Below are 22206 nucleotides of genomic sequence, written 5' to 3'. Positions count from 1 at the left end.
TTGAGCGGCAGCGGACTGGACGATGGATTACATCGCCGGGAACGCTGGCCAGCTTCCGGGACACGGCCGCCGGTCGATCGGTCAGGTATGGCTGCGCCATCAGGACGGCGTGCGCGGTGATATCTCGATCGGTCTCCTCAGGGCTTGCCTTGTCATGGCGAATGCGACGATTTGCACCTTTGGTTCCATCGCCTTGAGTCCGTCACCTTTCCGCGCATTTCATGCTCACGCGGCGTTCGCCGCGATTTCCGGGAGTCCATTATGATCGGTCTTGTTCGCGCCGTCACACTCTGCGCCACGCTGGCGCTCGGCCTTAGCGCAGCGCTGGCCGCCGACAAGGCGTTCAAGCGCGACGACCTCGCCGATTCCGCGATCAAGCTGGAGGCCCAGATCAAGAGCGAAGCGGGGCCGGTCGCCAAGACCAGCGCGACGCTGCGCACCGACGCCGACGCCGCCTTCCGGCGCAATGATTTCCGCACCGGGCTGTCGGTGCTCGGCCAGATCGCCGCGACCACGCCGGAGGATACCGGCAACTGGCTGCGGCTCGCCAAGGTGATCTTCCAGATCTCGCCGAAAAGCTCGAGCGAGCAGACGTTCCTGCTGGAGCGGGCCTCGACCGCCGCATACATCGCCTACCAGCGCGCCGGCAATCCGGGCGAGGAGGCGGATGCGCTCGCCGTGCTCGGCAAATCGCTGGCCGAACGCAAGCTGTGGCGGCCGGCGCTGGATGCGCTGCGGCTATCGCTCGACATGCGCGAGGTCGCCGACGTCCGCGGCCAATACGAGAAGATGCGCGACGAGCACGGCTTCCGGCTGCTCGACTATACCGTGGACTCGGATTCGGCGAGCCCGCGCGCCTGCTTCCAGTTCTCGGAGGAGCTGGCCAAGCGCACCGACTTCGCGCCGTACCTCGCGCTGGCGGGCCAGGACAAGCCGGCGCTGTCGGCCGAAGGCAAGCAGCTCTGCGTCGACGGGCTGAAGCACGGCGAGCGCTACAACATCAATCTGCGCGCCGGCCTGCCGTCCACCGTGAAGGAGGGCCTGCCGAAATCGGCCGAGTTCAACGTATATGTGCGCGACCGCAAGCCGTTCGTGCGCTTCACCAGCCGTGCCTATGTGCTGCCGCGGACCGGCCAGCGCGGCATCCCCGTGGTCAGCGTCAACACGCCCGCGGTCAGCGTCAACGTCTTCAGGATCGGCGACCGCAACCTGATCAACACGGTGGTCGACAGCGATTTCCAGAAGACGCTGTCGCGCTACCAGCTCGCCGATCTCGGCGGCGAGCGCGGCGTCAAGGTCTGGACCGGCGAGCTTGCGACTGCGATGACGCTGAACCAGGACGTCACCACCGCATTCCCGGTCGACCAGGCGCTCGGCGAGCTCCAGCCCGGCGTCTACGTGATGACCGCCGCGGCCAAGGGGCCGGGCTCGGACGACGATTACCAGCTCGCAACGCAATGGTTCATCGTCTCCGACCTCGGGGTCACGGCCTATTCCGGCAATGACGGCATCCACGTCTTCGTCAATTCGCTGGCGTCGACCGACCCGGTCGGCAAGGCCGAGGTCCGGCTGGTTGCACGCAACAACGAGATCCTGGCGACCCGCAAGACCGACGACAGCGGCCATGTGCTGTTCGAGGCGGGCCTTGCGCGCGGCGAGGGCGGCCTGTCGCCGGCGATGCTGACGGTCACGGGCGAGAAGGCCGACTATGCCTTTCTGAGCCTGAAGACCTCGGCTTTCGACCTGTCCGACCGCGGCGTTTCGGGCCGGGCGGTGCCATCGGGCGCCGATGCTTTCGTCTATGCCGAGCGCGGCGTCTATCGCTCCAGCGAGACCGTCTATCTCACCGCGCTCTTGCGCGACGGGCAGGGCAATGCCGTTGCCGGCGGGCCGCTGACGCTGGTGATCGAGCGCCCCGACGGCGTCGAATTCCGCCGCGCCGTGCTCGCCGACCAGGGGGCCGGCGGCCGTACGCTGTCCGTGCCGCTCAATTCGGCCGTCCCGACCGGGACCTGGCGGGTCCGCGCCTTCACCGATCCGAAGGGCTCGTCGGTCGGCGAAACCACCTTCATGGTCGAGGACTACGTCCCTGATCGGATCGAATTCGACTTGTCCGCCAAGGACAAGCTGATCAAAGCTAACGCTCCGGTGGAGCTTAAGGCGGATGGCCATTTCCTCTATGGTGCGCCGGCCTCCGGTCTCCAGCTCGAAGGCGACATGCTGGTCGCGCCCGCAAGCGAACGCCCGGGCTTTGCCGGCTACCAGTTCGGCGTCGCCGACGAGGAGACCACCTCAAACGAGCGCACGCCGCTGGAGAATTTGCCGGAAGCCGACGCCAACGGCGTTGCCACCTTCCCGGTGACGCTGGACAAGCAGCCTGCCTCGACGCGCCCGCAGGAGGCGCAGATCTTCGTTCGCATGGTCGAGACCGGCGGCCGCGCCGTCGAGCGCAAGATCGTGCTGCCGGTCGCGCCCGCCAACGCCATGATCGGCATCAAGCCGCTGTTCGGCGACAAGAACGTCGCCGAGGGCGACAAGGCGGAGTTCGACGTCGTGTTCGTCTCGCCCGAGGGTGAGAAGCTGCGCCGCGACGGCCTGCGCTACGAGCTCCTGAAGATGGAGTCGCGCTACCAGTGGTATCGCCAGAACAATTACTGGGAGTACGAGCCGGTCAAATCGACGTCGCGCGTTTCCGACGGCGACGTGACGATCGCTGCCGACAAGCCGTCGCGGATTTCGCTGAGCCCGCAGCCGGGCCGCTACCGGCTCGATGTGAAGTCGAACGACGCCGACGGTCCGGTGACCTCGGTGCAGTTCGACGTCGGCTGGTATTCCGACGGCAGCGCCGACACGCCGGACCTGCTGGAGACCTCGATCGACAAGCCGCAATACGCCTCCGGCGACACCATGACGGTGTCGGTGAACGTCCGCAGCGCCGGCAAGCTCACCGTCAACGTGCTCGGCGACCGCCTGCTGACGACGCAGACCATCGACGTCAAGGAAGGTACCGCGCAGGTGCGGCTGCCGGTCGGCAAGGACTGGGGCACCGGCGCCTATGTGGTGGCGACGCTGCGCCGCCCGCTCGATGCGGCTGCGCAACGCATGCCGGGCCGGGCGATCGGCCTGAAATGGTTCGGCATCGACAAGCAGACCCGCACGCTCCAGATGAAGCTGACGCCGCCGGCACTGGTCCGGCCGAATGCGATGTTGAAGATCCCAGTCAAGCTCGACGGGCTCAATCCGGGTGAGGACGCCAAGATCGTCATCGCTGCGGTCGATGTCGGCATCCTCAACCTGACCAATTACAAGCCGCCGGCGCCTGACGATTACTATCTCGGCCAGCGCCGCCTGAGCGCGGAGATCCGCGATCTCTATGGGCAACTGATCGACGGCATGTCGGGCACGCGCGGACAGATCAAGTCCGGCGGCGATGCCGGCGCCGGCGAATTGCAGGGCTCTCCGCCCGCGCAAAAGCCGCTCGCGCTCTACTCGGGCATCGTCACGGTCGCCACCGACGGCACCGCCGAAGTGAGCTTCGATATCCCCGAGTTCGCCGGCACCGCGCGCGTCATGGCGGTGGCGTGGACCGCGACCAAGCTCGGCCGCGCCAACACGGATGTCGTGATCCGCGATCCCGTGGTGCTGACCACGACCTTGCCGCGCTTCCTGCTCAATGGCGACCACGGCACGGTCAACCTCGAGATCGACAACGTCGAGGGCCAGGCCGGCGACTACGTCATCAACGTGAAGACCGGCGGCCCGGTGAAGATGACCGGCAATCCCGCAACCACGGTCAAGCTCGCCGCCAAGCAGCGCAACGCGTTTACGCTCGCAATCGACGCGACGGCGGCGGGGCAGGCGACGCTCGACGTGGACATCAAGGGGCCGAACGGCCTTGCGCTGGCGCGTCACTATGCGCTCGACGTCAAGGCAGCGACGCAGGTGCTGGCGCGGCGTTCGATCCGGACGCTGGCGAAGGGTGAAAGCCTGACGCTGACCTTGGACATGTTCTCCGATCTCGTGCCGGGCACCGGCAGCGTCTCGGTTTCGGCCAGCCTGTCGACGGCGCTCGACGCCGCAACGATCCTGAAGGCGCTCGACCGCTACCCCTATGGATGCTCGGAACAGATCACGAGCCGTGCCTTGCCGTTGCTCTATGTCAACGAGCTCGCCGCCGGCGCGCATCTGGCCATGGACACCGAGGTCGACCAGCGCATCCGCGATGCGATCGAGCGACTCCTCGCGCGTCAGGGCTCCAACGGCTCGTTCGGCCTGTGGTCGGCCGGCGGCGACGATGCCTGGCTCGACGCCTACGTGACGGACTTCCTCACCCGCGCCCGCGAAAAGGGCTTTGCGGTGCCGGACGTGCTGTTCAAGAACGCGCTCGACCGTATCCGCAACTCGGTCGTGAACGGCAACGAGCCCGAGAAGGACGGCGGGCGCGATCTCGCCTACGGCCTCTATGTGCTCGCACGCAATGGCGCCGCGCCGATCGGCGATCTCCGCTATCTCGCCGACACCAAGCTCGCCAACCTCGCAACGCCGATCGCGAAGTCGCAGCTTGCGGCGGCGCTCGCACTGGTCGGCGACCGCAACCGCGCGGAACGCGTCTACGGCGCCGCGCTCGACGGCCTCGCGCCGAAGCCGGTGCTGGAGTTCGGCCGCACCGACTACGGCTCGCAGCTTCGCGATGCCGCAGCGCTGGTCTCGCTCGCCAGCGAGGGCAACGCGCCGAAGGCGACGCTGACGCAGGCGGTGTCGCGGGTCGAGACCGCGCGCGGCCTGACGCCCTACACCTCCACGCAGGAGAATGCGTGGCTGGTGCTGGCGGCGCGGGCGCTGGCCAAGGAAAACCTCTCGATGGAAGTCGACAGCCAGCCGGTCAAGACCGCGCTGTACCGCAGCTACAAGGCCGTGACGCTGGAGGGCAAGCCGCTGAAGATCACCAACACCGGCGATGCGCCGGTCCAGGCGGTGGTCTCGGTGTCGGGCTCGCCGGTCATGCCGGAGCCGGCTGCATCGAACGGCTTCAAGATCGAGCGCAATTATTTCACGCTCGACGGCAAGCCCGCCGACATCAGCAAGGTCAAGCAGAACCAGCGTTTTGCGGTGGTGCTGAAGATCACCGAGGCGAAGCCCGAGTACGGCCACATCATGGTGTCCGACTATCTGCCCGCGGGCCTCGAGATCGACAATCCGAAGCTGGTGTCGTCGGGCGACAGCGGCACGCTGGACTGGATCGAGGACGGCGAGGAGCCTGAAGATACCGAGTTCCGCGACGACCGCTTCACGGCGGCGGTCGATCGCGCCTCGGACTCCAAGTCGGTCTTCACCGTCGCCTACGTCGTGCGCGCGGTCTCGCCCGGCAAATACGTGCTGCCCCAGGCCTATGTCGAGGACATGTACAATCCCTCGCGCTACGGCCGGACCGGGACGGGTAACGTCGAGGTGCGGGCGGCGAAGTGAGTAGAGAGATGAGAAACGCGGCGCCTCCTCAAACTCCGTCGTCATGCCCGGGCTTGTCCCGGGCATCCACGGACGTTGGTGCCGCGGCCAAGAACGTGGATGGCCGGGACAAGCCCGGGCATGACGGGGCAAGGGGCAGGGGCTTTCGCATCCTCTCGGGCCTCGCGCTCACGCTGATCCTCACCATCGTAGGCTTCGTCGCCTGGGCCTACTCGATCGGCCCGCTGCCGCTCGACGAGGCACGCCAGGTCTCCACCACGGTCGTCGATCGCAACGGAAAACTGCTGCGCGCGTATGCCATGGCCGACGGCCGCTGGCGGCTGCCGGTCGATGCCAAGGCCAATGTCGATCCGACCTATCTCAAACTGCTGCTCGCCTATGAGGACCAGCGCTTCTACGCGCATAACGGTCTCGACCCGCTCGCGCTGGGGCGCGCCGCGCTGCAGCTCTCGACGCGCGGCCACATCGTCTCGGGCGGCTCGACCATCTCGATGCAACTGGCGCGGCTGATGGAGCCGCGGCGGCAACGCTCGCTCTATGCAAAACTGCGGCAGATCGTGCGCGCGATCGAAATCGAGCGCAGCATGAGCAAGGCCGAGATCCTCGACCTCTATCTCGCGCTCGCGCCCTACGGCGGCAATCTCGAAGGCATCCGCTCGGCCTCGATCGCCTATCTCGGCAAGGAGCCGAAGCGGCTCTCGCTGGCCGAGGCCGCGCTGCTGGTGGCGCTGCCGCAATCGCCGGAGACGCGCCGGCTCGATCGCTATCCCGAGGCCGCACGCAAGGCGCGCGACCGCGTGCTGGACCGCATGGTCGAGGAGCATGTGGTCAGCCTTGAGGACGCGAAGCAGGCCAAGGCCGTGCTCGTGCCAAAACTGCGCAAGCCGATGCCGATCCTCGCGCCGCATGCCTCCGACACGGCGCTGTCGACGGTCAAGGATACGCCGGTCATCAAGCTGACGCTCGATGCCAATCTGCAGAAGGTGCTGGAGCCGCTGGCGCGCGACCGTGCCATTGCGCTCGGGCCCAACATCTCGGTCGGCATCATCGTGGTCGATAATGAGAGCGGCGACGTGCTCGCCCGCGTCGGTTCGGCCGACTATTTCGACGAGAGCCGGGCGGGGCAGGTCGACATGACCCGCGCCGTCCGTTCGCCGGGGTCGACGCTAAAACCCTTCATCTACGGGCTCGCCTTCGAGGACGGCTTCGTCCACCCCGACAGTCTGATCGACGACCGGCCCGTCCGCTTCGGCTCCTACGCGCCGGAAAATTTCGACATGACGTTTCAGGGCACGGTGCCGGTGAAGAAGGCGCTGCAATTGTCGCTGAACGTGCCGGCGATCGTGCTGCTCGACCGCGTCGGCGCGAGCCGGCTGTCGTCGCGGCTGCGGCAGGCCGGTGGCAATCTGGTCCTGCCCAAGGACGAGGCACCGGGGCTCGCGATGGGACTCGGCGGCGTCGGTGTGACACTCCAGGACCTCACCCAGCTCTATACGGGTTTCGCTCGGCTCGGCACCACCATGCCGTTGCGCGACCTCATGACCGGCCGGGACGATCGGGAACCGCTGCGGCTGCTGGACCAGGTCGCGGCCTGGCAGGTCGGCAACGTGCTCCTGGGCACGCCGCCGCCCGAAAACGCCGCCCATAACCGCATCGCGTTCAAGACCGGCACCTCCTACGGCTATCGCGACGCCTGGTCGGTCGGCTTCGACGGCCGCATGACCATCGGCGTCTGGGTCGGCCGGCCCGACGGCGCGCCGGTTCCCGGGCTGATCGGCCGCGTGGCCGCAGCCCCGATCCTGTTCGACGCCTTCGCCCGCACCGGCAAGACGCTGGTCCCGTTGCCGAAGCCGCCGAAGGGAACCCTGGTCGCCAGCAACGCCAAGTTGCCATTGCCGCTGAAGCGGTTCCGCCCGGTCGGGGACCTGGTGCGGACCGGCAGCGAGCAGGCGCTGCACATCCAGTTCCCGCTGAACGGCTCGCGGATCGATGTCGACCGTTCCGGCGGCGAGGGGAGCGCAGCCATGCCGGTGAAGGTCGCCGGCGGCGTCCTTCCCATGACCATCATGGTTAATGGAACTTCACTCGGCGAGATCGACGGGCGCCGCCAGCGCCTGATCGATCCGCCCGGTCCGGGCTTTGCGCGGCTCACCGTGATCGACGCCACTGGCGCCGCGGACACAGTTGTCATTCGAATTCAATGACCCCGCCTTAACCGGTTGTCCGAATGACGGTTTCAGCGTAAGCGGAACCAATGGCCGAGACCTATCCCAGCCCCCGTTTTGGAGCACCCCGCGAGCCGAAAGCGCCCGTGAATCCGGGCAGCCGGCTCGTGCTTATGCTGGACTACGCCACGGCCAGTCACGCCCGCGCGATCGGCTTCCTGCTGCTGTGTGCGCTGCTGCTATTCCTGCCGGGCTTCTTCACGATTCCGCCCGTTGACCGCGACGAGGCGCGCTTTGCGCAGGCCACCAAGCAGATGGTCGAGAGCGGCGATTATGTCGACATCCGCTTCCAGGAAGACGTCCGCTACAAGAAGCCAGTCGGCATCTACTGGTTGCAGTCGGCCGCGGTTGAAGCCGCATCCGCGCTAAAGCTGCCGAAGGCCGAATTGCGGATCTGGGTGTACCGGCTGCCGTCACTGATCGGCGCAATCGGCGCCGTGCTCATGACCTATTGGGCCGCGCTCGGCTTCGTCACGCGGCGCGCCGCGGTGCTCGCCGCGCTCCTGATGTGCGCCTCGGTGCTGCTCGGCGTCGAAGCACGCCTCGCGAAAACCGATGCGATGCTGCTGTTCTGCGTGACCGCCGCGATGGGCGCGATGTCGCGCGCCTATCTGTCGTGGCAGCGCGCAGAGGATGAGACGCATCCGCCCTGGAGCTGGCCCGCGATCTTCTGGACCGCGCTCGCGGTCGGCATCCTGATCAAGGGCCCGCTGATCCTGATGTTCGCAGGCCTGACCATCGTCGCGCTCGCGATCCAGGACCGCGATGCCTCGTGGCTATGGAAGCTGCGTCCGCTCTGGGGCCTGATGTGGATGCTGGTGCTGGTGCTGCCCTGGTTCGTCGCGATCTTCTGGCGCGCGGGCGATGCCTTCTTCGCCGATTCCGTCGGCGGCGACATGCTGAGCAAAATCGGCGCCCAGGAATCCCATGGTGCGCCGCCCGGACTGTATCTGGCGCTGTTCTGGATCACATTCTGGCCCGGCGCGCCGCTTGCGGCGATGGCGGCGCCGGCGGTGTGGCGGGCGCGGCGCGAGCCCGGCGCGCAGTTCCTGCTGGCCTGGCTGATCCCGTCCTGGATCGTGTTCGAGGCGGTGCTGACCAAGCTGCCGCATTACGTGCTGCCACTGTATCCGGCGATCGCGATCCTCACCGTCGGTGCGCTGGAGCGCAACGTGCTGTCGCGCTCGTGGCTCGCGCGCGGCTCGGCCTGGTGGTTCGCGATTCCCGCTGCCGCCTCGATCATCGCCGTGGTCGGCGCGGTCATGCTGACGCGGCAACCGGCGTTCGTGGCCTGGCCGTTCATTGCGGCCTCGCTCATTTTCGGTCTGTTCGCCTGGTGGCTGTTCGACACCAATCGCGCCGAGCGCTCGCTGCTCAACGCACTGGTCGCAGCGCTGATGCTCGCGGTCGTGGTCTACGGCATCGTGCTGCCGTCGCTGACCCCGCTGTTTCCGAGCATCGAGATCGCACGCGCGCTTCGCAACGTCACCTGCGTCGGGCCGAAGGCAGCCGCCGCCGGTTATCACGAGCCGAGCCTCGTGTTCCTGACGGGCACGCAGACGCTGCTCACAGACGGCTCGGGCGCGGCGGATTTCCTGCGCCAGGGGAGCTGTCGCTTCGCGCTAATCGAGCAGCGCTCGGAGCGCAGCTTCGTGCAGCGGGCCGAGGCGATCGGGCTGCGCTACAAGGTCGGTACGCGCATCGACGGCTATAATTTCTCGCAAGGGCGCGCGATCTCGATCTCGATCTTCCGCTCGGAAGGCACTGAGTAGATGCCGGCGCCAGCCGACATCACGCCGCGCCCGGGCTATCTCGCGCAATTGCTCGCGGTGTCGGGCCGTGCCCTGGCGCAGCTCGTCCGTACGCCTTCGCATTCATGCCGCGCCGAAGCCGCGCGAAAGCTGGCGCGGCATTCGCTGTGGCTCAGCGCGGCCGGTGCGGCCTTGATTATCGTGCTGATGCTCGCGTTCGATCAGACCGAGATCCAGCTGATGCCGGTGCGTGGCACGCCGAGCCTGTGGCCGATCCGCATCCTCACCGATTTCGGCAAGGACGAGTATGTGCTCTCGGTGCTCGGGGGGACGCTGGTGCTCCTGGCGCTCGTTGCAGCGGGATTGCACGGCACCCGTCGTGGGCTGCTGCTCGGCCTCGGTACGCGGCTGCAGTTCATGTTTCTGTCTGTCGCCCTGTCCGTGTTCGTTGCCGAGATCCTGAAATATCTCATCGGTCGCGGACGTCCGTTCGTGAGCGGCAAGGCCGATCCGTTCAACTTCATCCCGTTCGAGGGAACGGGGGCTTATGCCAGCCTGCCGTCGGGTCATGCGGTGACGGCGTTTGCGCTGGCGTTTGCGGTCTCGGCGCTGTGGCCGCGCCTGCGCGTGTTCATGTTCACTTACGCAATCGTGATCCTGCTGACCCGGCTGGTGCTGCTCGCGCATCATCCGAGCGACGTCGTCGCCGGCGCTCTGGTCGGCATGGTCGGCGCCATGGCAGTGCGCTACTGGTTCGCGGCCCGGAGGCTCGGCTTTGCCATCCGCGCCGACGGCACCATTGTGCCTCTTGCAGGGGCGGTCTCGGGCCGTCTCAAAAGGGTTGCCCACGGGGCATCCGCCCCATAAAAGCGGCTGCCTGCCGGGACCGCCGGTTCCCCGGGGCAGGCCAATTCCAACCACGAGCTTTCAATTTGTCGTCGTCCCAGCCTTCGGTTTCCATCGTCGTTCCCGTGCGCAACGAAGCCGACAACATCGCGCCGCTGATCGAGGAGATCGGCGCGGCGCTCGACGGCCGCTGGGCCTATGAAATCATCTACGTCAACGACGGCTCGACGGACGCGACCGGCGAACGGCTCGGCGCGATCATGCAGCAGCGGGACAATCTCCGGCAGCTTCGCCATGCCAGATCAGGCGGCCAGTCGGCAGCAGTGCGCAGCGGCGTGCGCGCAGCGCGCGGCGCGATCGTGGCGACGCTCGACGGCGACGGGCAGAACAATCCCGCCTTCCTGCCGGACCTGATCGCGGCGGTCGAGAAGGGGGCGGGGCGCGTCGGTCTCGCGGCCGGTCAGCGTGTCGGACGCAAGGATACCGGCTTCAAGAAATTCCAGTCGCGCGTGGCGAACGGCGTCCGCAATGCTATCCTGAAGGACGGAACGCGCGATACCGGTTGCGGCCTGAAGGCGTTCCGGCGCGACGTGTTCCTGATGATGCCCTATTTCGACGGGCTGCATCGCTTCCTGCCGGCGCTGGTGCGCCGAGAGGGCTACGAGATCGCCTATGTCGACGTGATCGACCGGCCGCGCCGTTCCGGCGTGTCAAACTATGGTTTCTTCGACCGGCTGTGGATCGGCATCATGGATCTCGTCGGCGTGTGGTGGCTGATCCGCCGCAAGAAGCCGACACCAGATGTGACTGAGGTGAAGGCATGATCATCCAATACGGTCAGGCGTTGAATAACTATCTCTACGACGTCTTCGTCGCCAAGTTCGACTTCTGGCTGGCGTTCGGCCTCGTCGCGCAGCTTTTCTTCACCGCGCGCTTCCTGGTGCAGTGGATCGCGAGCGAGCGGGCCGGCAACAGCGTGGTGCCGATGGCGTTCTGGTTCTGCTCGATGGGCGGCGGGCTGATGACGCTGGTCTACGGCGTCGTGAAGCGCGAGCCCGTCATCATCCTCGGACAGGCGCTCGCGACCATCATCTATATCCGCAACATCATGCTGATCATCAAGAACCGCGGCCGCGCCTCGAGGACGCTGGAACGCTGAGACGCGCTGCTAGCGCGGCAACGCCGACGCCGCGCCGGAGGTGGGCAGGGCGGTATCCGCCTCGCTCCTGCGATATGGCTCGCCGGCGGCATCGAGCACCGGATAGGCGACCGAGCAGATATGCGAGTGGATGCGGCGCAGGTCGCGCAGCACGTCCAGATGCAGCGAGGTGGTCTCGATGGTCTCGGGGCGGCCCTCGCGCAGGCGGTCGAGATGACGCTCGACTGCGGCGAGCTCGGTGTTCTTCAGCGTGGTCTTCTCCACCAGCAGCTTGCGCGCTTCGTTGGCATCGCCCGACATGAAGACGCCGAAGGCGATCCGCAGCGAGTCCATCGTGCGCTTGTGGAAGGCGGCGAGCTCCTCGGCGCCCTCGACCGAGAACTGAAAGCGGCGCTTGATCTTCTTGGTCGCGAGCTCGCTCAGGCTCTTGTCGATGATGTCGCCGATATGCTCGAGGTTGATGGCGAAGGAGATGATCTCCATCGCGCGCCGCCCCTCGCTCTCGTCGAGGCTGCCCCGCATCAGCTTCGTCACATAGAGCTTGATGGCTTCGTCGAGGCTGTCGACGACATTGTCCATCTTCGTGACCTGGTCGACCAGCGCGCGGTCGCCGGTCATCATCGCCGCCATCACCTTGCGCAGCATGACCTCGACGAGATCGCCCATGCGCAAGGTCTCGCGCGCGGCGTCGGCGAGCGCCAGTGACGGCGTCTCCAGCGCGCTCTCATCGAGATAGCGCGGCCGGGCCGGATCGTCTTCCCGGACGCGATCAGGCAGCAGCCGGGTCAGGAGCCGGGACATGATGTCGAGCAGGCCGATGAAGATGACGGCCGTGCCCACGTTGAAGGCGATGTGGAAGGCCGCCGTCATCCTGGCGAGATCGGGCTGCCAGGTGTGCATGTGCTCGGCGATCCCACTCAGGAAGGGCAGCACCAGCGCGATCCCGATCACGCGGTTGGCGAGATTGCCGAGCGGCAGGCGGTAGCTCGCGGGATCGTCGCGCCGGGCGCCTTCGAATACGGGATTGATGGCGCTGCCGAGATTGGCCCCCAACACCAGCGCGAGGGCTGCGTAAGGCGTGATGAACTGCGAATAAGCCAGCGACATGATCAGCAGCACGCTGGCGACGCTCGAATGCACCGCCCAGGTGATGAGCGCGGCGATGACGATGCAGAGCACGGGATCGCCCGTGATCGCGGACATCATGACACGAACACCCGGCGCGTTCTCCGCCGGAGCCAGCGTGTCGAGCAGGATGTGCAGCGACAGCAGCATCAGGCCGAGGCCGATGAAGACGCGGCCGATATCCTTGATCCGCGACCGTGGGCCGGAGCGGAAGGCGACGAGCCCGAGCACGAACAGGACAGGCGCAACGGCTGCGATGTTGAACGACAGCACCTGCACGATCAGCGTCGTGCCGACATTGGCTCCCAGCATGATGGCTAGCGCGGCAGTGAGGCTAACGAGGCCTTCTGCCGCGAATGAGCTGGTGATCAGCGCCGTCGCCGTGCTGCTCTGGAGCAGCGCGGTAAGGCCCAGCCCGGCGGCGAACGCGTTGAATCGGTTGCCGAGCGCCTTGCCGAGCAGCCGCCGCAGGTCCGGGCCGAAGGCGCGCAGAATCCCGCTGTGGACCATGTGCAGGCCCCACAGCAACAGCGCCACGCCGCCCATCAGATCGAGCAGAACCAACGTTCCCATGCTCCGCGTCCGGATTGGAGTCGATTGGTGAGGCTAGCGCCAAACGTCAGCGGTTCAAACCCTTTGTTGGCGCATCCGCGTTAACGTTTGCGGCGGTTGCGCGTTCCCGCGGCGCGCGTTTTGCGCGTCCGCCGGCGCGATTGCCGCGTCCCGAGGCGCGATGCCTTGTGAGCAGGCTTACATTGCCGCCTTGAGGGCAGCGAAGCCGCGATCGAGATCGGACTTGAGATCGTCGACGCTTTCGAGGCCGATGTGAAGACGCAGGGTCGGGCCGCCCGGCGACCACTTCGTGGCGGTGCGATAGGCGTCGCAATCGAAGGGAATCACGAGGCTCTCGAAGCCGCCCCAGGAGAAGCCCATGCCGAACAGCTTGAGCGTGTCGAGCATGGTGTCGACGGCCTTCTGCGGCGCCGGCTTCAACACGATGCTGAACAGGCCCGACGCGCCGGTGAAATCGCGCTTCCAGATCGCATGGCCGGGATCGGTTTCGAGCGCCGGATGCAGCACGCGCGCGACCTCGGGTCGGGCCGCGAGCCAGCGCGCCATGTCGAGCCCCGAGCGATGATGCTGCGCCAATCGTACCGACAGCGTGCGCAGGCCGCGCAGCGCCAGGAAGACGTCATCAGGGCCGGCACAGACGCCGAGCAGGCGGATGCCTTCGGCAATCTGCGGCCACGCCTTTGCGTTGGCCGAGATGGTGCCGAACATGATGTCGGAATGGCCGCCGATATATTTGGTGGCGGCCTGCATGCTGATGTCGACGCCCTGGTCGAGCGAGCGATGATAGAGCGGCGTCGCCCAGGTGTTGTCGTCGATGACGAGCGCATCGCGCGCATGCGCGACCTCGGCGATGGCGCGGATGTCCGGCATCTCGAACGACTGCGAGCCCGGCGCCTCCACCAGCACCGCGCGGGTGTTGGGCTTGAACAGCCTGTCGATGCCCGCGCCGATCAGCGGATCGAAATAGGTGGTCTCGATGCCAAGGCGCGCGAGCATGCCGTTGCAGAAATTGCGCGAGGGCCGATAGACGTTGTCGCAGACGAGCAGATGGTCGCCGGTCTTCAGCACCGAGAGCAGGGTGGTGGAGATCGCCGAAAGGCCTGACGGCACGATGCCGACGCCGGCGCATTGCGGCCCCTCCAGTGCCATCAGCGTCTCCTGGAACGCCCTGGTGGTGGGGGTGCCGTGGCGGCCGTACTGGAACTCGCCGCGATGGGCGTGCAGGTCCTCGGCGGTCGGATAGAGCACGGTCGAACCGTGAAACACCGGCGGATTGACGAACCCCTTCTGCGCCTTGGTGTCGCGGCCGGAGGTCACCAGCCGGGTTTCGGCGTGCTGTTGGGAGGGGTGCGAGGAATCCATGCGTCTGCTTTCAAAACCGCGTTTCCACCGAGCGCGCCGCGCCCGCGGGCCGGCCGAAGGCCGCTGCCGTTAATAACAGAACACAGAAGAGTCCCGTCAACCCCTTGACCCGGCTCGCCAGTCGTTCTGAGATGCGCGGGTGCTATTCAGTCGCCGCATGTTGAGGGGCTGCCGCGACCTTCGATCCATCGTCTGACCGGACCTTGCGTCACAGCCATAACGGCGGGCGCCTGCGGCGGGGATTAAGGTATGGCCTCCCGGGATGGGCGAGTGTTCGGCAAGGTTTTCCAGCATGACTCTTGCAAGGCTAGTCTTGATGCGGCTAGCCCTAGCGGAGACGATCCCAAAGACGCCATTCCTGACATTGAGACGACTTTGAAAGGCCTTCAGCCCATGAAACGCTTAACCCTGGCTCTCACTCTCGCTCTCGCCGCCGGCCTCTCCGCCCAGGCCGCCGATGCGCAAACGCTCAAGACCATCAAGGACCGGGGCATGCTGTCCTGCGGCGTCAGCCAGGGCCTGCCCGGCTTCTCCTCGCCCGACGACAAGGGCAACTGGACCGGGCTTGACGTCGACCTCTGCCGCGCGATCGCCGGGGCGATCTTCAACGATCCGACCAAGGTCAAGTACGTGCCGTTGTCCGCCAAGGATCGTTTCACGGCGCTGCAATCCGGCGAAATCGACGTGCTCTCGCGCAACACCACCTGGACCATCTCGCGCGACACCTCGCTCGGCGCCAACTTCACCGGCGTGACCTATTATGACGGGCAGGGCTTCATGGTGAAGAAGTCGCTCAAGGTGAATTCGGCGCTCGAGCTCAACAGCGCCTCGGTCTGCGTCCAGACCGGCACCACCACCGAGCAGAACCTCGCCGACTACTTCAAGGCCAACAACATGAAGTACGAGGTGATCGCGTTCGGCACCAACGACGAGACCGTCAAGGCCTATGAAGCCGGGCGCTGCGACGTCTTCACCACCGACCAGTCGGGCCTGTACGCCAACCGCCTCAAGCTTGCCAATCCCAACGACCATATGGTGCTCCCCGAAATCATCTCGAAGGAGCCGCTCGGGCCGATGGTGCGTCACGGCGACGACCAGTGGTTCGACATCGTGAAATGGACGCTGTTCGCCATGGTTACCGCCGAAGAGCTGGGCGTGACCTCGAAGAACGTCGACGAGAAGGCGAAACTGGAAAATCCGGAGCTGAAGCGCGTGCTCGGCAGCGACGGCAATTTCGGCGAACAGCTCGGCCTGACCAAGGACTGGGTGGTGCGGATCGTGAAGGCCACCGGCAATTACGGCGAGGTGTTCGATCGCAACGTCGGCGCCGGTTCGCCGCTCGGCATCAGCCGTGGCCTCAACAATCTCTGGAATAAGGGCGGTCTTCAGTACGCGCCGCCGATCCGCTGATCCCGCCTGATCCGCGGCGATGAGCACCGAGGCTCGAAAACCGCCGGCCCAGATCGCGCTGAAGATCAGGCGTGTTCTGGGCGGCAAGGCAGGCTGGAACGGCGTCGCCGTCCAGTTTGCCTTCGCGGCGATCCTGGGCTGGATTGGCTATGAGATCGTTTCCAACGCCCGGACGAACCTCGAAAACCAGCACATTGCCGCCGGCTTCGGCTTCCTCCGGAACAATGCCGGCTTCGACGTCAACCAGACCCTGATCTCCTACACCGGCTCGGACACATTCCTGCGCGTGTTCGTGGTCGGGCTTTTGAACACGCTCGTGGTCTCGGTGGTGGGCATCTTCTTCGCCACCGTGATCGGCTTCATCGTCGCGCTGTGCCGGCTGTCGCCGAACTGGCTGCTGTCCCGCGTCGGCGAGATCTATGTCGAGATCGGCCGCAATCTGCCGGTGCTGTTCCAGATCCTGTTCTGGTATCTGGCGGTGCTCGCGGCCCTGCCAAATCCCCGGCAGAGCATTTCGCTGCTGGGCATCGCCTTCATCAGCAACCGTGGGCTCGTCATTCCGCGCCCGATCGGTGAGGGCGGCTTCGAGCCGTTCCTGGCGATGCTGGTCCTCGGCATCGTCGCTTCGCTGGTTTTGCGCTTCTATGCGCGGCGGGCGCTATTTCAGCGCGGTCAGATGATCCGGATCTGGCCCTATGTGCTGGGCCTGCTGTTCGGGCTGCCGCTCGCCACCATGCTGGTATCCGGTGTGCCCTTCACCTTCGAGGTGCCGCAGCTCAAGGGCTTCAATTTCGCCGGCGGCTCGCGGATCATCCCGGAATTCGTGGCGCTGACGCTGGCGCTGTCGACCTATACCGCGGCCTTCATCGCCGAGATCGTGCGCGCCGGCATCCTGTCCGTCCACTCCGGTCAGATGGAAGCGGGATCCTCGCTGGGGCTGAGCCGCGGCACCACGTTGCGCCTGATCGTCGTGCCGCAGGCGATGCGCGTGATCGTGCCGCCGCTGACCAACCAGTATCTCAACCTCACCAAGAACTCTTCGCTGGCGGTCGCGATCGGCTATCCCGACCTCGTCTCGGTGTTCGCCGGCACGTCGCTGAGCCAGACCGGGCAGGCGATCGAGATCATTGCCATGACGATGGGCGTCTACCTCCTGATCTCGCTGCTCACGAGCGCCGTCATGAGCGTCTACGGTTGGCGCGTCAGCCGGAGTCTGGGCGCATGAGCGACATCATCTCGTCCGCCTATGTCCGCCGGGACCTGCTCACCGAGCGTCCCGCGCCGGTCAAGACCACGGGCTTCATCGGTCTGATGCGCACGCGCCTGTTCAATTCGCCGACCAACATTTTGCTCACCATCGTCGGCGCCTTGCTGCTCTGGTTCACCGTCATTCCTGCCGTCAAGTTCCTGATGGTCGATGCGGTCTGGACCGGCAAGGATCGCACGGCGTGCCTGACCGAGAATGCCGGCTTTACGGTCGGCGCCTGCTGGCCCTTCATCCAGGCCAAGCTGCCGCAATTGATCTACGGCTTCTATCCCGAGGCCGAGCGCTGGCGGGTCAACCTTTCGCTGATCCTGGCGGCGGCTCTGCTTCTGCCGCTGCTCATTCCGCGCCTGCCGGCGAAGGGACTGAACGCCGGTCTGTTCTTCTTCGCCTTTCCAGTCGTTGCATTCTTTCTGTTGCACGGCGGCGGCATCACCGGGTTTGGCCTGAGCTGGACGGCCGGCCTGCTGCAATTGTTCGACGACAGCATCATCGGCGCCGGGCAGGCTCTGCTCAGTCTCGCCAAGACCTCAGCCATCGCACCGCTCTTCTGGCTGGCCGGCAATCTCATCGTGCTGGTCGGCACCGCGATCTACTGGCTGATCTTTCCGCTGACCTGGCTGCGTGACCAGCTCCAGGGAACGGGCCAGTCGGTCTGGGCCGATTTCGCCATCACGGCGGCGGTCGTCTCCCTGATCGCCTTCGTCGTCGGTGGCGGCGTTCGCACCGGCGGCCGGGCGCTGACATCCAGCATCGGCACCTTCATCGCGATCGCGGTCGTGATCAAGCTGATGGGGCTCGATCACGGCGGCCTGCCGGTCGTGACCACGAATCTGTGGGGCGGGCTCCTGGTGACGCTGGTGGTCTCCGTGACCGGCATCGTCACCTCGCTGCCGATCGGCATCGCGCTGGCGCTCGGCCGCCGCTCGACCATTCCGCTGATCCGGATATTCTCGATCGCCTTCATCGAGTTCTGGCGCGGCGTGCCGCTGATCACCGTGCTGTTCTTCGCGACCTACATGCTGCCTTTGTTCCTGCCGGGCAATTTCACGGTCGACGGTCTGGTGCGCGCGCTGATCGGCATTTCGCTGTTCACGGGCGCCTATCAGGCCGAGAACGTCCGCGGCGGGTTGGCCGCGATCCCGCGCGGGCAGGGCGAAGCGGCGGCCGCCCTGGGCCTGTCCTGGTGGAAGACGACCTCGCTGATCGTGCTGCCGCAGGCGCTGCGCCACGTCATTCCGAACCTCGTCAACAGCTTCATCTCGCTGTTCAAGGACACGTCGCTGGTCTCGATCGTGGCGCTGTTCGACCTGCTGGGCTCGCTCCGGGCGTCGTTCTCGGATCCGAAATGGTCGACGCCGTCGACCGCGTTCACCGGCTTTGCCTTCGCCGGGATCATCTACTTCATCTTCTGCTTTGGAATGTCGCGCTACTCGCTCTTCGTCGAGCACCGCCTCAACGCTCACCGTCGCAACTGATCGAGGTCATCATGTCCGACCCCATCGTCAAGATTTCCGGCCTCAACAAATGGTACGGCGAGTTCCACGTGCTGCGCGACATCGACCTCGAGGTCAAGAAGGGCGAGCGCATCGTGATCTGCGGCCCCTCAGGCTCGGGCAAGTCGACGTTGATCCGCTGCATCAACGCGCTCGAGGAATTCCAGGAGGGCGAGATCGTCGTCGACGGCATCGAGCTTGGGCCGAACCTGAAGCACGTTGATGCGGTCCGCCGCGAGGTCGGCATGGTGTTCCAGAGCTTCAACCTGTTCCCGCATCTGACCGTGCTGGAGAACTGCACGCTGGCGCCGATCTGGGTGCGCAACATCCCGAAGAGGGACGCCGAGGTCAACGCGATGAAATTCCTGGAGCGGGTCAAGATCCCGCACCAGGCCAACAAGTTTCCCGGACAGATGTCCGGCGGCCAGCAGCAGCGCGTCGCGATCGCACGCGCGCTGACGATGAACCCCAAGGTGATGCTGTTCGACGAGCCGACCTCGGCGCTCGACCCCGAAATGGTCAAGGAAGTGCTCGACACCATGGTCGACCTCGCCGAGGAGGGCATGACCATGCTGGTTGTTACCCACGAAATGGGCTTCGCTCGCGAGGTCGCCAACCGCGTCGTGTTCATGGATGCGGGCCAGATCATCGAGGCCAATACGCCGAACGAGTTCTTCGCCGCTCCCCAGCACGCGCGGACGAAGCTGTTCTTGAGCCAGATCTTGCGGTGACCCCGTAGGGTGAGCAAAGGCGCCTTTGCGCCGTGCCCACCATCCGTCCGCAGTCTCCGGCAAGCAAGGTGGGCACGCTTCGCTTTGCCCACCCTACGGCTACGGCACCGCGGCTTGCCTCAACTTGAGCCGGACTTCGTAATCCGGGCGGCTGCAACCCTCCCGGCCTAGACGAACGGCGGCTTGATGTTGCTGCGCTTCTCCAGCCATTCCGGCACCGGCAGGTTCTTGGCGCGCATGAAATCCGCATTGAACAGCTTCGACTGATAGCGGCTGCCGGAATCGCAGAGCACGGTGACGATGGTGTTGCCGGGCCCGAGCTGTTTCGCGAGTCGTATCGCGCCGGCAATGTTGATGCCGGTGGAACCGCCGAGGCACAGGCCTTCGTGCTGGAGCAGCTCGTAGATCACCGTGACGGCTTCCGCGTCGGGAACGAGATAGGCGTCATCCACCTTTGCGCTCTCGACGATTGCGGTCGCACGGTTGAGGCCGATACCTTCCGTGATCGAGCCGCCCGGCGTCGCCTTGGCGTCGCCGCTCCGGAAATATTCGAACATGCCGGCACCATGCGGATCGGCGCAGGCGATCCGGACGTCCTTGTTCTTCTCTTTCAGATAGCGGCTGACGCCGGCGAGCGTGCCGCCGCTGCCGACCGAGCAGACGAAGCCGTCGACCTTGCCGCCGGTCTGCTCCCAGATCTCGGGGCCCGTCGACTCGTAATGCGCCTTCGCATTGTCGAGGTTGTTCCACTGGTCTGCGAACAGCACGCCATTGGGCTCGGTCTTGCGCAGCTCGTCGGCGAGCCGGCGGCCGACATGCTGATAATTGTTGGGATTGGCATAGGGCAGGGCCGGCACCTCGATCAGCTCGGCGCCGCACAGCTTCAGAAAATCCTTCTTCTCCTGGCTCTGCGTCTCCGGGATCACGATCAGCGTGCGGTAGCCGCGCGCGCTCGCCACGACCGCGAGGCCGATGCCGGTGTTGCCGGCGGTCGCCTCCACCACGAGACCGCCCGGCTTGAGCTCGCCGCGCTTCTCGGCCTCCAGGATCATCCATTTGCCGGCGCGGTCCTTCACCGACTGGCCCGGATTCATGAACTCGGCCTTGCCCAGAATGGTGCAGCCGGTCAGTTCGGAGGCGCGCTTGAGCTTGATGAGCGGGGTGTTGCCGATGGCTTCGACAACGTCATTTTTGATGGTCATGTCAGGCAATTACCGGCTGGATCATAGGGTGGGCGCGACCCTAAAGTAGGGTGGCGGGCCTTACAAGCGACCCTTGCAAGCCGACCCCGCAAACCCTTATTGCTGCTTTGCGAAGATGACTTGCCGGACGTCGATATTCCCGGACAGGAATCCGGCCTCGCAATAGGACAGGTAATACTCCCACAGCCGCCGGAACCGGTCGTCGAAGCCGAGCGGCACGAGGCCCGGCCAGGCCGTCTGGAAGTTATTCCGCCAGGTGGCCAGCGTCTTGGCATAATCCTGCCCGAAGATGCGCTCGCGAATGACGGGCAGGCCGAACCTGTCACCGAGCGACTTGAGCACGGCGGGCGAGGGCAGCATGCCGCCGGGAAAGACGTAGCGCTGGATGAAGTCCACCTCGCGCCGGTAGCTCTGGAACAGCCTGTCCTGGATGGTGATCGCCTGGATGCCGGCGAGGCCGCCGGGCAGCAGCCGGTCCCGCAACTGGGCGAAATATTTCGGCCAGAACTGCTCGCCGACGGCCTCGATCATCTCGATCGAGGCGATGCGGTCGTAGCGGTCGCATTCGTCGCGATAATCCTGAAGACGGATCTCGACCTTCTCGGCAAGGCCCGCCTCGTGAATGCGCTTCTGAGCAAAATCGCGCTGCTCGGTCGAGATCGTGAGGCCCACCACGCGCGTGCCGAAGGTCTTTGCGGCGAACTCGGCGAAGCCGCCCCAACCGCAGCCGATCTCGAGCAGCGTCTGGTCCGGCTTCAGGTCGAGCGCCTCGGCGAGCCGGCGGTATTTGTTGGTCTGGGCTGCCGTGAGATCGGAGGTGCTCTCCTCGAACAGCGCCGAGGAATAGGTCATGCCGGGATCGAGCCAGGCCGAATAGAACGCGTTGCCGATGTCGTAATGGGCATGGATGTTGCGCCGCGCCTGGCGGCGGGTGTTGCGGTTGAACCAGTGCTGCAGCAGTTGGACGAACCGCATCAGCGGCTTGTCGTTCAGCATGGCCTGGATGAGATCGTGGTTGACGCAGAACAGGTAGAGGAATTGCGTCAGGTCCGGCGTATCCCAGTCGCCGGCGAGATAGGCCTCCGCGATGCCGATGTCGCCGCCGTTGATGAGGCGCGACGCGAAGCCGTAATTGTGCAGCCGCATCGCCGCATTCGGGCCCGGCTCCTGGCCGCCGAGGCGGATCACGCGTCCGTCGGGCAGGGTGACGTCGAGCGTTCCTCGCCGCAGCCGCGCGCCAAAACTGAGTGCGAGCCGAACGATGCGCGGCAGATCGGCGAGCACTGTGTCTATGGTGTCTGACGTCACCGAGATGGTATGCGACATCGGCAGATCCATCACCTGAACGGATACTGTCCGACCGCGAGCCAGGCGCCCCCATACGCCTCATATCGCTGGACCCGAGGGCGCCCCGCAAACGGTCAGCGTCGAATCATGCGCATGATATAGGTGCGCGCTGCGCCGGTCGCCAAGGGGCTGGCGGGGTACCTCCGGCAGTCCACCGCCGTGTGCACAGCGCAATTGCGGGCCAGCCCCCGATCATAGCGCGCCGTGCGCTCAGCCAAGGCCGGGGAAGCTGCGGTGCGCCGCGGTGCA

General features: G+C 65.9%; 15 protein-coding genes. 11 read left to right on the top strand and 4 right to left on the bottom strand.

The annotated features are described in order from the left end of the window. Nucleotides 1–22: 22 nt before the first annotated feature. The 7 genes from ACVJ5M_RS25670 (at nt 23) to ACVJ5M_RS25640 (ending at nt 11447) form a co-directional block, all read left to right on the top strand. Nucleotides 23–265: a hypothetical protein gene (locus ACVJ5M_RS25670; protein WP_166341529.1), complete on the top strand. Its 243-nt coding sequence runs from the start codon at nt 23–25 to the stop codon at nt 263–265. Next, nucleotides 262–5466, top strand: coding sequence for an alpha-2-macroglobulin family protein (locus ACVJ5M_RS25665; RefSeq protein ID WP_456679418.1), 5205 nt, complete (start codon nt 262–264; stop codon nt 5464–5466). Before ACVJ5M_RS25670 ends, ACVJ5M_RS25665 begins: the two co-directional genes overlap by 4 nt. A gap of 95 nt (nt 5467–5561) precedes the next feature. Then, nucleotides 5562–7670: a penicillin-binding protein 1C gene (gene pbpC, locus ACVJ5M_RS25660; protein WP_354097812.1), complete on the top strand. Its 2109-nt coding sequence runs from the start codon at nt 5562–5564 to the stop codon at nt 7668–7670. Between the two features lie 50 nt (nt 7671–7720). Continuing rightward, nucleotides 7721–9463: an ArnT family glycosyltransferase gene (locus ACVJ5M_RS25655; protein WP_354097813.1), complete on the top strand. Its 1743-nt coding sequence runs from the start codon at nt 7721–7723 to the stop codon at nt 9461–9463. After that, entirely contained in the window at nt 9464–10309 is an 846-nt protein-coding gene (locus ACVJ5M_RS25650) for a phosphatase PAP2 family protein (protein ID WP_354097814.1), read from the top strand. Nucleotides 10310–10374: 65 nt separating this feature from the next. Beyond that, the gene (locus tag ACVJ5M_RS25645) at nt 10375–11112 is read left to right on the top strand and encodes a glycosyltransferase family 2 protein (RefSeq protein WP_354075493.1); all 738 of its coding nucleotides are present in this window, start codon (nt 10375–10377) and stop codon (nt 11110–11112) included. Next, entirely contained in the window at nt 11109–11447 is a 339-nt protein-coding gene (locus ACVJ5M_RS25640) for a lipid-A-disaccharide synthase N-terminal domain-containing protein (RefSeq protein WP_071914138.1), read from the top strand. Before ACVJ5M_RS25645 ends, ACVJ5M_RS25640 begins: the two co-directional genes overlap by 4 nt. A 9-nt stretch (nt 11448–11456) precedes the next feature. Here ACVJ5M_RS25640 and ACVJ5M_RS25635 read toward each other — a convergent pair whose 3' ends face one another. Both ACVJ5M_RS25635 and metC read right to left on the bottom strand, forming a co-directional pair. After that, the gene (locus ACVJ5M_RS25635; protein ID WP_354099663.1) at nt 11457–13145 is read right to left on the bottom strand and encodes a Na/Pi cotransporter family protein; all 1689 of its coding nucleotides are present in this window, start codon (nt 13143–13145) and stop codon (nt 11457–11459) included. Nucleotides 13146–13322: 177 nt separating this feature from the next. Continuing rightward, nucleotides 13323–14507: a cystathionine beta-lyase gene (gene metC / locus ACVJ5M_RS25630; protein WP_354097816.1), complete on the bottom strand. Its 1185-nt coding sequence runs from the start codon at nt 14505–14507 to the stop codon at nt 13323–13325. Between the two features lie 393 nt (nt 14508–14900). Here metC and ACVJ5M_RS25625 point away from each other — a divergent pair, with 393 nt between their 5' ends. Genes ACVJ5M_RS25625 through ACVJ5M_RS25610 form a run of 4 tightly spaced genes read left to right on the top strand, consistent with a single transcriptional unit; the run spans nt 14901 to nt 19408 of the window. After that, nucleotides 14901–15917, top strand: a complete 1017-nt coding sequence (locus ACVJ5M_RS25625) for an amino acid ABC transporter substrate-binding protein (protein ID WP_283016427.1) — start codon at nt 14901–14903, stop codon at nt 15915–15917. Between the two features lie 19 nt (nt 15918–15936). Then, the gene (locus ACVJ5M_RS25620; RefSeq protein ID WP_354097817.1) at nt 15937–17142 is read left to right on the top strand and encodes an amino acid ABC transporter permease; all 1206 of its coding nucleotides are present in this window, start codon (nt 15937–15939) and stop codon (nt 17140–17142) included. After that, entirely contained in the window at nt 17139–18659 is a 1521-nt protein-coding gene (locus ACVJ5M_RS25615) for an amino acid ABC transporter permease (protein ID WP_354099664.1), read from the top strand. Before ACVJ5M_RS25620 ends, ACVJ5M_RS25615 begins: the two co-directional genes overlap by 4 nt. A gap of 11 nt (nt 18660–18670) precedes the next feature. Then, on the top strand, nt 18671–19408 hold the full coding sequence (locus ACVJ5M_RS25610) for an amino acid ABC transporter ATP-binding protein (protein WP_063983419.1): 738 nt from the start codon (nt 18671–18673) through the stop codon (nt 19406–19408). Between the two features lie 167 nt (nt 19409–19575). On the opposite strand, the gene ACVJ5M_RS25605 is transcribed toward ACVJ5M_RS25610, so the two are convergent. Next, a complete protein-coding gene (locus tag ACVJ5M_RS25605) occupies nt 19576–20610 on the bottom strand; it encodes a cysteine synthase A (RefSeq protein WP_283016430.1) in 1035 nt (344 codons plus the stop codon). A 96-nt stretch (nt 20611–20706) separates the two neighbouring features. Then, nucleotides 20707–21936, bottom strand: coding sequence for a cyclopropane-fatty-acyl-phospholipid synthase family protein (locus ACVJ5M_RS25600; RefSeq protein WP_354097819.1), 1230 nt, complete (start codon nt 21934–21936; stop codon nt 20707–20709). Nucleotides 21937–22206: the final 270 nt, after the last annotated feature.

This window comes from Bradyrhizobium sp. S3.7.6, assembly GCF_054061875.1.
This window is presented reverse-complemented; position numbering and strand designations above follow the sequence as displayed.